Raw genomic sequence first — 12,812 nt, 5'->3', positions numbered from 1 at the left:
GAGTTGTCTGATGTCCGTCACCCGCCGCCGCCGCGTCCGTCCGGCTTATGGCGCTGGCCGTCCCTCCGGGAACCGATGGCACCGTGGTACGCCTGGGCGCCGTGGGGCGGCGAGTTCCAGGTCGCCCGGCTGCTCCTCCAGCGGGGGATCGCCGCGACGTACCTCGTCGCCTTCCTCGTCGCCGCCCGGCAGTTCCGCCCGCTCGCCGGCGAGGACGGGCTGCTCCCGCTCGGCCAGTACGTCGAGCGCTACGAGTTCCGCGAGAAACCCTCCATCTTCTACTACTTCGACAGCGACCGCGCGCTCGCCGTCGGCGCCTGGCTCGGGGTCGCGCTGGCCGCCGCGGCGCTGGTCGGCCTCCCCGGCCGGTTCGGCCTCGGTGCCTATCTCGCCGTCTGGACTGCGATGTGGGCGCTGTATCTCTCGTTCGTCAACGCGGGCCAGACCTTCTACGGGTTCGGCTGGGAGTCGATGCTTTGCGAGGCGGGCTTCCTCGCCATCTTCCTGGGCGCGCCCGACCTCGTCGCGCCGGCCGTGGTGGTCTACCTCTTCCGCTGGGTCGAGTTCCGCAACATGCTCGGCGCCGGCCTCATCAAGATCCGCGGCGACGACTGCTGGCGCGAGCTGACCTGCATGGACTACCACTACGAGACCCAGCCGATGCCCAACCCTCTCTCGTGGGTCGCCCACCGCCTGCCCGACCGCTTCCACCGCGTCGAGGTGCTGGGCAACCACGTCGTCGAACTCCTCGTCCCCGTCCTGTACTTCGGCCCGCCCCGCGTCGCCGCCGCGGCGGGCCTGGCCACCGTCGGGTTCCACGGCTGGCTGATGCTCACCGGCAACTTCGCCTTCCTGAGCTTCCTCAGCATCGTCCTCGCCGGGAGCCTCTTCGCCGACGCCGTCGTCGCCGGCGCGCTCCCCGTGGGGGCGTCCCTCCCGGTCCCCGACCCCGAGACGCTCGCGCCGCTCCCGCTGTGGTTCCAGGTCGCTATCGCCGGACTGGTCGTCCTCGTCGCGGCGCTGAGTTACTACCCCGTGCGGAACATGGTCTCCTCGTCGCAGGCGATGAACCGCGCGTTCGACCCCCTCAATCTCGTCAACACCTACGGCGCCTTCGGGTCGATCACCCGCACCCGCTACGAACTCGTCGTCCAGGGGACCGACGACGCCGTCGTCACCGACGACACCGAGTGGAAGACCTACGAGTTCCCCGGCAAGCCCACCGACCCCGGGCGGCGCCCGCCGCAGTGGGCGCCCTATCACCTCCGGCTGGACTGGCAGCTGTGGTTCGCTGCGATGGCTCCCTCCCCCGCCCGCCACCCCTGGTTCGTCCACTTCCTCGCGAAACTCCTGGCGGGCGACGACGGCGCTCGCTCGCTGCTGCGGACGGACCCGTTCCCCGACGACCCGCCGGAGCACGTCCGCGCGCTGCGGTATCGTTACGAGTTCACCGACCTCGACGAACTGCGCGAGACCGGCCGGTGGTGGCGCCGCGAGCGCGTCGGCACCTACTACGGCCCCGTCTCGCTCGACGACTCGCGGTTCCGGCTCCAGTTGCAACGGCGCGGGTGGGACGTGCCCGAGCCCGACGGCGAGCCGGACGGGGAACCGGCCGCACCCGGCGCGACTGCGCGGGTCGCCGACGCCGAGTGACCGACCGGACGCCGCCGGGGCCGCGCCCGTCGCGGAACGTATCCCACACGTAGGCGGCGTCTTATCCGGTCGCGAACGGTATCAGGTCGACCATAACGAAGGGGCCATCGGTTGCACAACCGGTATGCTCGTCTCCGAGTCGCAGCTGCTCAGGGCGTGGCGAACGGTCGCCTTCGTCGGTCACTTCTCGGGCGTGGAGTCGCTGTCCTCCCGCGGCACGAACAAGATCGTCGCCTACCACTCTGTGGGCGGCGGCTTCCACGACGACATCGCCCCCGACCGCCTCCGCCGCGACATCGAGTACCTCGACACGCACTACGAACTCGTCGACCTCCCAGCGGTCAGGGAGCCGAGCGACGAGAAGCGGATCGCCCTCATCTTCGAGGACGGCTACCGCGACTTCGCCGAGCACGTCGTGCCCGTCCTCCGCGAGTACGAGGTGCCCGCGACCGTCTTCGTGATCGCCGACGCCATCGACGACCCGTCGTTCACCCACAACGACCGCTTCGACTACGAGTACATGGACCGCGGGGACCTCCTCGCGCTCCTCGACGAGGAGCTGGTCACCATCGGCAACCACACGCGGACCCACCCGAAGCTCGCCGAGGTCTCCCCCGACCGCCTCGAACGCGAGATCGTCGGCGCCAAGCGCCGCCTCGAACGGGCGCTCGGGGTCGACGTCGACCGCTTCAGCTACCCGTACAACAGCTGCGACGAGCGCGCCGCCGAACTCGTCCGGCGGTCCCACGACATCGGCGTCGCCGGCCGCGGCCGCCGCGAGTACATCTCCGCGGACACCGACCCCGAGGTGGTCCCGCAGGTCAACGGCGCCAACCCGTTCTGGGAGGTCCGCTGGGACCTCTCCGACGCCGGCACGTTCGTCGGCTCCGTCGCCGACCGCCTCGTCGGCCGGGCGGTCTGAGCGAGAGCGCAGCGAAGCGACTCACCGAACGAGGCGTCGAAGTGGAAAACGCCACCGCCAGGACTCGAACCTGGGACAACCTCGTGTCTGCGGCACGCAGGTACCCTGCGCACCCTAACAGCGAGGTGCTCTACCAACTGAGCTACGGCGGCACGCATCCCACCATAGCCGGAGTTGTTGTATAGGGATTTCGCTTTGCCCTCGCCACGGCACGGAGTCACGTACGGCGATTCGACCCGCGGGCTCCCCGTCGCGACACATCGGACCGGTTTTCACCGCCCCCGAACAACCCGGGTCCATGAGCGCCGAGTTCGACGCCGTCGTCGAGCGGGTCCGCGAGCGGGTGACGCCCGACGACGACGAGCGCGAGCGGCTCGATCGGGTCGTCGCGGATCTCCGCGAGCGCGCACGCGAGGCCGTCGCGGACCTGCCGGTCGACGCCGAGGTGATCCAGGTGGGGTCGACGGCCCGGGACACGTGGCTGGCCGGCGACCGCGACGTGGATCTCTTCGTCTCGTTCCCGACGAGCCTCGACCGCGCGGACCTGGAGTCCTACGGCCTCGAAGTCGGCCACGCGGTGCTGCCGGACGGCCACGAGGAGTACGCCGAACACCCCTACGTCAAGGGGACCTACGAGGGGTTCGACGTGGACCTGGTCCCCTGCTACGCGGTCGACGACGCCACCGCGATCCGGTCGGCGGTCGACCGCACCCCCTTCCACACCGAGTACCTGGCCGAGCGCATCGACGCCGACCTGGCGGGGGAGGTGCGGGTCGCCAAGCAGTTCCTCACCGGGATCGGCGTCTACGGGAGCGACCTCCGGACGCGGGGGTTCTCCGGCTATCTGACCGAACTGCTCGTCGCGGAGTACGGCGGCTTCCGGCCGTTCGTCGCCGCCGCGGCGGACTGGCATCCCCCCGTCGAGTTCGACCCCGAGGACCACGGGCGGGAGACGTTCGACGACCCGCTGGTCGTCATCGACCCGACCGATCCCGAGCGCAACGTCGCCGCGGTCTGTAGCGCGGAGGCGGTTGCGCGACTCCAGCACTACGCCCGCGAGTTGCTCGCCGACCCGCGCGAGGAGCTGTTCTTCGCCGACGAGCCCGACCCGGTCGAGACAGAGGCGGTCGTCGATGCCGTCGAGCGCCGCGGGACCACGCCGGTCGCTGTCCGGTTCGACGCCCCCGACATCGTCGACGACCAGCTGTACCCCCAGCTCGACCGGTCGCTGGACGGGCTCGTCGGCGAGCTCGACCGCCGCGGGTTCGACGTGTTGCGGGCGGCCGCGTGGGCCGACGAGACGGTCGCCTTCCTCGCCGAACTCGCGGTCGCCGAGCGGCCGGCCGTCGAGCGCCACGCGGGGCCGCCGGTCGGCGTCCGCGACCACGCCGAGGGGTTCTACGACGCCTACGCCGACGACCCCGCCGCGCCCGACGACGGGACGGCGGGCACCTACGGCCCCTTCCTCGACGGCGACCGCTACGTCGTCGAGCGGCCCCGCGAGTTCGAGACCGCCGTCGCCCTGCTGGAGAGCGACGCCGTCTTCGACGTGGCGCTGGGCGCGCAGGTCGAGACGGCTATGCGGGAGGAGTATACGGTGCTCGCGGGCGAGGAGGTGGGCGCGCTCGCCGACGAGTTCGGCGTCGAACTGGCGCGATACTTCGACCCGCGGCCCTGACCAGGTCGCGACTGCGGGCGGTCCTCGGAGTCGCGGTGCAGTTGCTCCCCGGAGTCGCGCTGTAGCTGTTCCCGGTCGGGGTCCAAATAAAGACACTCGACACGGTCGCCCCGTCGGAGGGGGTCACTCGGTGTCGATAGCGTAGAGCCGCTGGCGGGCGTCCGCCGGGTAGATCCGTTCCTCGACGAGCCCCGTCTCCGTCAGGTCCGACAGCGCGCTGCGGACGCTGCGCTGGGAGAGGCGGGTCTCCTCGGCGAGCGTCTTCTGGGTCAGCGGGCCCTCGTACTCGAGGACCGTGTACACGAACTTCGCGCTCGGTGTCAGGTCGTCGAGTTGCGATTCCCAGTCACGATACGATTGTTCCGTACAACAGCACACGGGGAAAGGTCACCAACAGTACGGTTCCGCACACACCCATGTATAGGTTTCCGCGGCGCGTTGATGTGTAGGCCGGTACCCATCAGATCACGGACTGATACTCGCGCGTCGCTCGCCCCTCGGTGGACTGTTGACACCCTCCTCCGCGTAAACGCGGAGGAATCCCGAGCGGTGGGAGTTTCAGGTTCGCAGTCCAATCACCGGACTCCCAGCCCTTTCGGGCACGGGTAGTCCCACGGTATCGGACTGGTGGACTGCTGGCGGTGCCAAGCCGCCGTTACCCCTCTCCTCGACCGTGTACAGCGTCCCGGTGTTGTTTTTGCCACGGGGACGCCGGCAAGCGTCACCGGACTTGGGGGTATCGTCTGGTTTGCTTTGAGCAGTCGGCACATGGGCACACGCTTCTAGCATGTGTGTTCACCGACTGCCCTTTCGGATACTGTCTCATTAGATGGGTGGACAGGCCACCTCCGAAGGACGGTTCGGAATCCGCTCCGTTCCGACCGATTCCTACTCCTCAGTAGGGCGTCCTATCACTTAAACGTCACTATGGGAAACTCGGTGACGGCGTTTGAACGGTGGACTGTGAGCACAAGTGACGGCGCGTATCCACGGCGTGAACGCCGTGGTATTGCGCCTGTTCAGCGTATAAACCGGTGGATGCCGCAGTAGTCGGGTATCGATTCACCGGCGTCGCCTCCCCGCACGGGGCGGGAGAGTCACTCCTCGACGAGGTCGAACTCCTGGGCGCGCACGTCGTCGATGACCTGTCGCGCGGCGTCCTGCACGTCCTCGTCGGGTTCGGTGGGGGTGTAGCCGTCGAACACCTCGTGGACGGTGCGGATGCTCTCGGTCAGCGTGTCGAGACCGTAGCCGCCCTCGAGGACGAACCCCAGCCCGGCGTCGATACGGTCGGCGAACGCGTCGACGCGCTCGGCGAGCAGGCCGTAGCCCTCCGTGGAGACGCGCATCCGCGAGATGGGGTCGTGCTCGTGGGCGTCGAAGCCCGCGGAGACGAGGAGCAGGTCGGGGTCGAACGCCTCGAACGCCGGGAGGATCAGGTCGTCGACGGCCGCGAGGTAGCCGCTGGTGGTCGTCCCCGGCGGGAACGGGACGTTCATCGTCGTCCCCCGGGCGTCGCCGGTCCCGATCTCGCTCGCGTCGCCGGTGCCGGGGTAGATGCCGTCCTCGTGGACGGAGACGAAGAACACGTCCTCGCGGTCGTCGAAGATGTCCTGGGTGCCGTTGCCGTGGTGGACGTCCCAGTCGAGGACGGCGACGCGGTCGGCGCCCAGCGAGTCGATGGCGTGCTGGGCGGCGACGGCGACGTTGTTGAAGAAACAGAAGCCCATCGCGTCGTCGTAGACGGCGTGGTGGCCCGGCGGCCGACCCAGGGCGAAGGGGGTGTCGCGGCCGTCGGCGCCGTCGAGCGCCTCGTCGGCGACCCAGTTGGCCATGCCGGCGGCGGCCAGGGCGGCGTCCCAGGTGGCCTCGACGGCGACGGTGTCGGCGTCCCAGTCGCCGCCGCCGTCCGCGCAGAACTCCTCGACCGAGTCGACGTAGTCGGCGTCGTGGACGGCCGCGACCTGCTCGACGGTCGCGTCCTCGGGGGAGACGTACCTGACGCCGTGACTCTCCGAGAGCCCCTGTCGGATGGCGCGCAGGCGGTCGGGGCTCTCGGGGTGGCGCTTGCCGGTGTCGTGGTCGAGACAGGCCTCCCGGTAGCCGAAGTTCATGCGGTCACTCGTAGTACTCGCTCAGTCGAAAGTAGGCCTCGACATCCTCGGCCTTGACGGTCCGCCGGTCGGCGTGGCGCGCCAGGTCCGCGGCCGCCGCGGCCACCTCGTCCGCGAACCCCTCCAACTCGGCCGCCAGCGCCAGCCGGGCGTCCATCGAGACCCGGTAGTCGTCGATGTCGAGGCGGGCGATGCGGTCGACCGGGGCGATCGGCAGTTCCAGGTCGTCCTTGTCCCCGGCGGGCTCGGTGCCGAAGTCCGACGCCATCAGCGTCTTCCGCCCGTCCGCGGTCGCCACGTCCGCCGCCTCGACCGCCCGCTCGGCCCCCCGCCGCTGGATCCGGCGGGCGAGTTCCTCGGCGGCCTCGGCGCTGACCCGCAAACTCCCGGCGTTGCGCCGGATGATCGTGTCGACCGGCGCGAACGGTAGCTCGACGCTCATAGAACACAAGCCGGTCGTTCCGGCCTTAAGCGTTTCCGAAACCCGCTCTCGGCCATCGATAGCGGTTCGAGGCCCATGACACGCGCCCACGGCCCCGACAGTGACGCCGTGAACGGGCGCGAGCGGCGCTTTCCCGCTAGAACACGTCGTCGGCGTCCAGCCGGTCGTCGACCATCGCGCCCCGGGCGGTCACTTCCTGCCCGAGCGTCAGCGCCGCCTCGGTCTCGACCTGCATCGTCTCCTGGCCGTCGTCGAGGATCACCGGGTCGCCCGTCTGGACGACCGTCCCCGTGAACTCGACTTCCTCGGCCGCGGCCGCCGCGGCGCCGCCGTCGGCGCTCGCGGCAGCCCCACCGGCCGACGATTCGCTCCCGGAACCGCCGCCCTCGCCGCCCTCGTCGGTGAACGCATCGAGGCCGGCGGACTCGGAGCCGCCCGACCCGCCGTCGTCGCCGCTCGCACCGCCAGGGGAGGGCGCGGCAGAGCCCGCCCCGGTGTTCTCGTCGAGGACGACGACCGTCGACTGCCAGCCCGCCGACGCCTCCAGATCGTCCTGCCAGCCGTCCTGAATCTCGGCGTCGGCGACGAACACCTCGTCGCCGGGCGCGATCTCCTTGTCCGCCTTCTCGCCCCACAGCGCCACCCGGATGTCGCCGGTGTCGTCCTGCACGCGGATGTTCCGGACCTGCCCCTCCGAGCCGTCGTCGCGGTCGAAGGTGCGCTTGGGGTCGGCCGACCGCACCACCCCCGCCAGGTCGACCACCTGGTCCATCTCGACGGCGTCGATCGCGTCGGCCTCCGGCGTGAACTCGACGGTCTCGTCGATCTCGTCGACTGCGCCGTGGTCACCGACGTGCAGTTCCAGGTCGCCCTCCCGCTCGCGGACGTAGCCGTCGACCACCTCGACGGCCGTCCCCGGTTCCAGCTCCGTCGCACGGTCGGCCCGGTCGTCCCACATCGTCACGCGTACGCGCCCGGTCTCGTCGCCCAGCAGGAAGTTCGACACCTTCCCCTCCGTCCCGTCGTCGCGGTCGAACGTGCGGATCGCGTCGGTCTCCAGAACGATCCCCCGGACGTTCACGTCGGACTGACCCATCGTCAGCGCGTCGACGGTCGACCCCTCCCCCAGGTCGACATCGATCTCGGCGTCCTCGTCCGGTTCGGCCTTGTCGACGGAGACTTCGAGGCCATTATACCCGTCCTTCGGCCGGCCGGCGATCCGGAGGACCTGCCCCTCTTCGAGCTGTCCCTCGGCGACGGAGGCGGCCTGCTCGTCCCAGAACGCGAGCCGGACGGTGCCGGTCTCGTCGGCGGCCTCGACGTTGACGACGCGGCCGTCCTCGTCCTCGCCGTCGCGTTCGAACGTGCGCAACTCGCCGATGGAGACCACCTTCGCGAGGAACTTCACCTCGTCCATGCCCGGTTCGATGTCCGCGACGGTGTCGACCTCCCCTTCGTTGAGCTCGTGGGCGATCAGCATCGCCGCCGTCTCCTCGTCGGCGAGCCCGCCCATCTGCTCGACCTTCTGTTCGACGGCCTCGCGGAACTCCTCCTCGGAGACATCCGTATCGAGATCCGCGTAGACCTCCTCGATCGCTCCCATTAGTCTAGCATTGGGCATGGTTGCGCTCCGCTTAAGCGTTGTCGTTGGCTCGTTACCCCGCTCTCGTCGCTCGATTTCGGGCCCGGCCGGCTCGCCGACCGCACCGGCACGCCGACCCGCCGCCTCGCCGCTGTCGCGGTCATACCCCGAGGTGGTCCGGGCTTCCGGTATAAGTTCGAGGGTCGGCCGACGCGGTCAGCCGCCGCGAGGTGCAGAGCGGTGCAGTGTGACGCAGTGCAGTGTGGTGCGGTCGGCGCGCGCTGGAGCGCGCTCTCGTGCGCGCGACCGTAGCCGCGCAAGGGATGAGCGAGTGAGCGAAGCGAAGGAGCGAATCGGCTGGGGAGGGTCGTGGCCCGTTGCGGTGCTGTGCGGTCGCGGTACTGTTCCTGGCGGACTGAAAGGGCGAGCGCGCCGAGGGCGTTCAGCGCCTGGGGCCTCCTGCGGTCGAGTCGAGTGCGGGAGACACGACGGCTAGTCCCCGCCCTCGCGGCCGTGGGCGAACTCCTGTTCGACCGTGGTCCCGCTGAAGTACGCGGCGAACCGGACGCCCGCGAGGCTCACGAGGACGCCGGCGAGGATGAACAGCGCGAGCCTGGTCCCCGGGGGTTCGAGCGTGGCGCCCTCGAAGGCGACGGGGCCGGCCTCGAACGGGCGGACGCGGAACGGTTCGAACACGTCGGCGAGTTCGAGGAAGTACGCGGAGAACCCGCGGACGACGAGGCCGACGGCGACGGCGCCAAAGGGGAGGTTGAGGTAGGCGCTGCGGACGCCCTCGCGGCGGATGAGTTCGTCGAGCAGCCGACCCGTACTCGCGGCCAGCGCGGCGCCGGTCAGCCACGGGATGGCGTCGAAGGCGAAGCGGCTGGCGAGGATGAGCGTGCCCTCCGAGCCGAGCTCGGAGACGCCGATGGCGCCGGCGAACACGCCCACCAGCGAGAGGCCGGCGGCGACGACGTACGTGACTAAGGCGACCTGGCCCGAGTAGAGCGCCTGCTGGACCTGGCCGGGGAGAGCGGCGAGGTAGGCGTCGACGCCCAGGCCCTTGTAGAGGAGGAAGAGCCCGACGACGGCGACGATGGCGCCGGTGGCGACGGCGGGGGTGGCCGCCCACCACAGCACCGGGTAGGCGATGAGCGCGACGCCGATGGGGACGAGGACGGTCTTGCGCAGCTCCTCGTCGGCGAGGAACTGCTTGAGCAGGTAGTAGGTCGACTCGATGTCGCGGGCCTGGCGGACGACGACGCGGTCGACGGCGTCGACGGTGAGCCGCGACTCGACGATGGGGACGAGCCGCTCGTCCTCGGCGCTGTCGACGACGACCACCGCCGAGTCGGGGTCGTGGTCGTCGATGAGCCGTTCGACCTGGCGGGCGATGGCGCGGTCGGCGCCGACGGTGTCGTCGGTCCCCGCCAGCACCGCGACGAGCGTCTCCTCGCCGCCCTCGGCGAGGTCGCGGGAGACGCGGAGCGCTTCGAGGAGACAGTTCACCTGGCTGTCCTCGGGGTCCTCGACCCCCACGTCGACGACGAGCGACTCGACGGCATCCCGACCCACGACCGGCGGGTCCGTCCCGGCCACGAGGTCACCCGCACGGTCGATACAGACGACCAGGGTTGTCACGGATCGACGGAGGCGACGCCGGAATAAAAATCCTCGCGACCGTTTCCGACGGCGCGACCGCCACAATCGCCCGAACGCGGCGCTACTCGTCGTCGGGCGCGCCGAACCCGACGGCCTCGGCGTCGGCGACGGCCCGGTCGGCCGCGGCGTCGAGGTCGAACTCCCGGACCACCTCGCCGTCGCGGACGAGCGGTTCGAGCAGCGCCTCGCCGTCGGCGGGCGCGTCGGCGTCCGCGAGCTGGACGTGGTGGCCGCCGTCGGCGGTGCGGTACACCTCCTTCGTTCCGGTGAGTTTCCCGCGCTTGGCCGCGAGTTCGCCGTCCACCTCGACGATGTCGAGCGCGAAGTCCGTCGGGTCGGCGTTGCTGACGTGGCTGCCGACGCCGAAGCCCGCGACGTGCTCGCGCAACGCGCGCAGCTGTCGGGGGCCGAGCCCGCCGCTGACGAAGATGCCCACGTCCTCGAACCCCTCGGCGTCGAGCGTCCAGCGCACCTCGCGGACGATGTGTTCGAAGTCGCCCCGCCGCGAGGAGGTGGTGTCGAGCCGCACCGAGTCGAGCGCGTCGACGGCCTCGGCGGCCCGCAGGGACTCGTCGACCTCGTCGCTGTAGGTGTCGACCAGGGCGACCCGGGGTACGTCGGGGCCGACGGCCTCGTCGAAGGCCTGCCAGGCGGTCTCCTGCTCGCCGCGGCCGAAACAGATGAGCAGGGCGTGGGGCATCGTCCCGCCGGCCTCGCGGCCGATCACCTCGCCCGCGGCGACGTTCGAGAAGCCGTCGAGCCCGCCGAGTAGCGCCGACCGCTCGACCATCGCGCCGATCGAGGGGTGGACGTGCCGGGAGCCGAAGCTCAACACAGTCGAGTCGGGGGCGGCCCGGCGCGCCTCCAGCGCCGCGGTCGCGACGCCGGTCGCGTGCGAGAGAAAGCCCAGCAGCGCGGTCTCCAGCCGACAGAACTCCAGGTACGGCCCCTCGATGCGCATGACGGGGCCGCCGTCGAACAGGCGGCCCTCGCGGATCGCGTCCACGTCCACGTCGCGGCCCTCGAAGAGTTGGGCGGCGTCCTTGACGCCGGCGAGCAGCTCCCACCCGCCGGTGGGAAACTGGTCGGCGGTCACCTCGGCGACCACGTGCGGGTCGCGGTCGGCGTGCTCCAGCGTCTCGACCGTCCGGTCGAAGTAGGCGTCCGTGGCCCGTCCCTCCGCGATGGCCTCCGGCGGGACGATGTCGAAGCCCGACTCGTCGGTCATGGGGTGGACTTCCGGGGCGAGCGCCAAAAACTGTCCGCGTTCCGGTCGCGGATCCGGTGGCCGACGGCGACGGTCGACGGGCTACCCGAAACACGAACTGGTGGGGTCTCCGCTGCTTCCCGCCCGGCGATCCGGGCGGCGGAGGCGGAAACCTCGGCGCCGCTCTGTCGTGCGTGTCAGACACAAACGGTCAGTAATTACCGGTTTCTGGTATCAAACTATGTAACTAGATGCGAGTTTTTATTTAACACTCCGAAAGTGATTGGGCCGATGGTAGACGAGCCGAAGATTTCGAGACGTGCACTGTTGGCGACGAGCATCGCGGCGGGAGCATCGCTGGCCGGCTGTTCCGGCGGGGACGAGGACCCGACCGATACCCCGGATCCGGCCACCGAGTCGCCGACGCCGACCGACACGCCGACGGCGACAGCGACGCCGACCGACACGCCGACGGCGACGCCGACCGCGACGGAGACCGCGACGCCGACGCCCGCGGACCCGACGCCGTCGCTGGCGGAGTTCTCGTATCCCGACGGCGCCGCACGCGACGGCGTGAGCGGGGCGCGGCTCTACCGGACACACGAGTCCGCGCTCACCGACGCCGGGTCGGCGACGCTGACCGGCGAACTCCGGCGGATCGACAGCAACTTCGAGGAGACGATCCGCACGACCAGAGGACTGAGCGAGGACGGGATCGCCATTACGCGCGAGAACGTCCAGAGCAGCCTGACGGAGTCGTCGTGGTCGGCGGCCGACGACCAGATAGCCTACGTCCGGATGGAGTCCGGGTTCGACGAGAACTACCGCATCGACAACCGGGCGCCCGACCCGAACGAAGTGGTCGAGTTCCGCCGGTTCAGGCGACTGCTGGAGGGCGCGGATTGGAGCGAGGCGATTGAGGTCGTCGAAGCGGGCGACGGCTACGCCGCCACCTACGAGGCGACCGGAGTCGCCGACGAACAGACCCTGCTCCGCCTCGTGTTCGGCGAGCGGGTCGCCGAATTCGAGGCGACGATCGCGGTCTCGGAATCCGGTCACGTCCGAGATATCGACTACGACATCACTGCGGAGACCGGCGACGGGCGCCGGCGACAGGATATCGTCAGGACCGTCGAAGCCGTCGGGGACACGACCGTCGAGGAGCCCGAGTGGACCGAGACGGCCCGCGAAGAGGGGGTCCAGTTCGAGATGGCACCGACCGACGACGGGACCGCGGTCGAACTGGAGATGGTCAACGGCGGCGACGTGCCGAGCGGCGCCCGGGTCGCCCTGTTCGACGGACGCGGGCACGGTAACGGGCAGCTATCGAATCCGGTATCGGTTGGCGACCGGGTGTTCCTGAGCCTCACCGAGCGCGACGAGCTGCGGGTCGGGACCGACGGCCCGCCGGACGCCGGACGACAGCTCGAATCGTTCGCCAACGCGACGATACGAAACCGGTCGTTCCTGCTCTTCTCCGAGCAGGCGCGGCTGTAGCCCCGCTGTCCCCGGCGGATCGATCCACGGTCGCCGTGTCGCGGACCATCTCCGG

At 70.3% G+C, this 12,812-nt stretch carries 10 protein-coding genes and 1 tRNA gene; 4 read left to right on the top strand and 7 right to left on the bottom strand.

Going from position 1 to position 12,812, the window contains the following annotated elements:
* The first annotated feature begins 75 nt into the window (after window positions 1–75).
* On the top strand, window positions 76–1,653 hold the full coding sequence (locus ACMGFG_RS05350) for a lipase maturation factor family protein (protein WP_436929320.1): 1,578 nt from the start codon (window positions 76–78) through the stop codon (window positions 1,651–1,653).
* A gap of 124 nt (window positions 1,654–1,777) precedes the next feature.
* Window positions 1,778–2,575 (top strand): polysaccharide deacetylase family protein, encoded by a 798-nt coding sequence (locus ACMGFG_RS05345; RefSeq protein ID WP_436929319.1) that lies wholly within the window; start codon window positions 1,778–1,780, stop codon window positions 2,573–2,575.
* A gap of 49 nt (window positions 2,576–2,624) precedes the next feature.
* Here ACMGFG_RS05345 and ACMGFG_RS05340 read toward each other — a convergent pair.
* Window positions 2,625–2,727 (bottom strand) — tRNA-Asn (locus ACMGFG_RS05340).
* Between the two features lie 146 nt (window positions 2,728–2,873).
* On the opposite strand from ACMGFG_RS05340, the gene cca reads away from it, so the two are divergent.
* Complete coding sequence (cca, locus tag ACMGFG_RS05335) at window positions 2,874–4,253, top strand: CCA tRNA nucleotidyltransferase (protein ID WP_436929318.1); 1,380 nt, start codon at window positions 2,874–2,876, stop codon at window positions 4,251–4,253.
* Between the two features lie 123 nt (window positions 4,254–4,376).
* On the opposite strand, the gene ACMGFG_RS05330 is transcribed toward cca, so the two are convergent.
* From ACMGFG_RS05330 to ACMGFG_RS05305, 6 genes are all read right to left on the bottom strand, one after another.
* Window positions 4,377–4,631 carry a MarR family transcriptional regulator gene (locus ACMGFG_RS05330; RefSeq protein ID WP_495849347.1) on the bottom strand — a complete coding sequence of 85 codons (255 nt, stop codon included), beginning with the start codon at window positions 4,629–4,631 and terminating at the stop codon, window positions 4,377–4,379.
* 719 nt (window positions 4,632–5,350) lie between these two features.
* Window positions 5,351–6,367 carry a histone deacetylase family protein gene (locus tag ACMGFG_RS05325; protein WP_436929317.1) on the bottom strand — a complete coding sequence of 339 codons (1,017 nt, stop codon included), beginning with the start codon at window positions 6,365–6,367 and terminating at the stop codon, window positions 5,351–5,353.
* A gap of 4 nt (window positions 6,368–6,371) precedes the next feature.
* Complete coding sequence (locus tag ACMGFG_RS05320) at window positions 6,372–6,809, bottom strand: histone (RefSeq protein ID WP_135366379.1); 438 nt, start codon at window positions 6,807–6,809, stop codon at window positions 6,372–6,374.
* 136 nt (window positions 6,810–6,945) lie between these two features.
* Window positions 6,946–8,412: a single-stranded DNA binding protein gene (locus tag ACMGFG_RS05315; protein ID WP_436929316.1), complete on the bottom strand. Its 1,467-nt coding sequence runs from the start codon at window positions 8,410–8,412 to the stop codon at window positions 6,946–6,948.
* A 471-nt stretch (window positions 8,413–8,883) separates the two neighbouring features.
* Window positions 8,884–10,032, bottom strand: coding sequence for a DUF373 family protein (locus ACMGFG_RS05310; protein WP_436929315.1), 1,149 nt, complete (start codon window positions 10,030–10,032; stop codon window positions 8,884–8,886).
* 82 nt (window positions 10,033–10,114) lie between these two features.
* Window positions 10,115–11,281, bottom strand: a complete 1,167-nt coding sequence (locus ACMGFG_RS05305) for a nicotinate phosphoribosyltransferase (RefSeq protein ID WP_436929314.1) — start codon at window positions 11,279–11,281, stop codon at window positions 10,115–10,117.
* Between the two features lie 270 nt (window positions 11,282–11,551).
* Between ACMGFG_RS05305 and ACMGFG_RS05300 the strand changes: the two genes are divergently transcribed.
* Complete coding sequence (locus ACMGFG_RS05300; RefSeq protein ID WP_436929313.1) at window positions 11,552–12,757, top strand: DUF7537 family lipoprotein; 1,206 nt, start codon at window positions 11,552–11,554, stop codon at window positions 12,755–12,757.
* Window positions 12,758–12,812 lie beyond the last annotated feature (55 nt).

The organism is Halosimplex halobium (assembly GCF_051414055.1).
GTDB lineage: Archaea > Halobacteriota > Halobacteria > Halobacteriales > Haloarculaceae > Halosimplex > Halosimplex halobium.
Note: the sequence above shows the minus strand (reverse complement) of the source record. Positions and strands in the feature narration are given on the sequence as shown.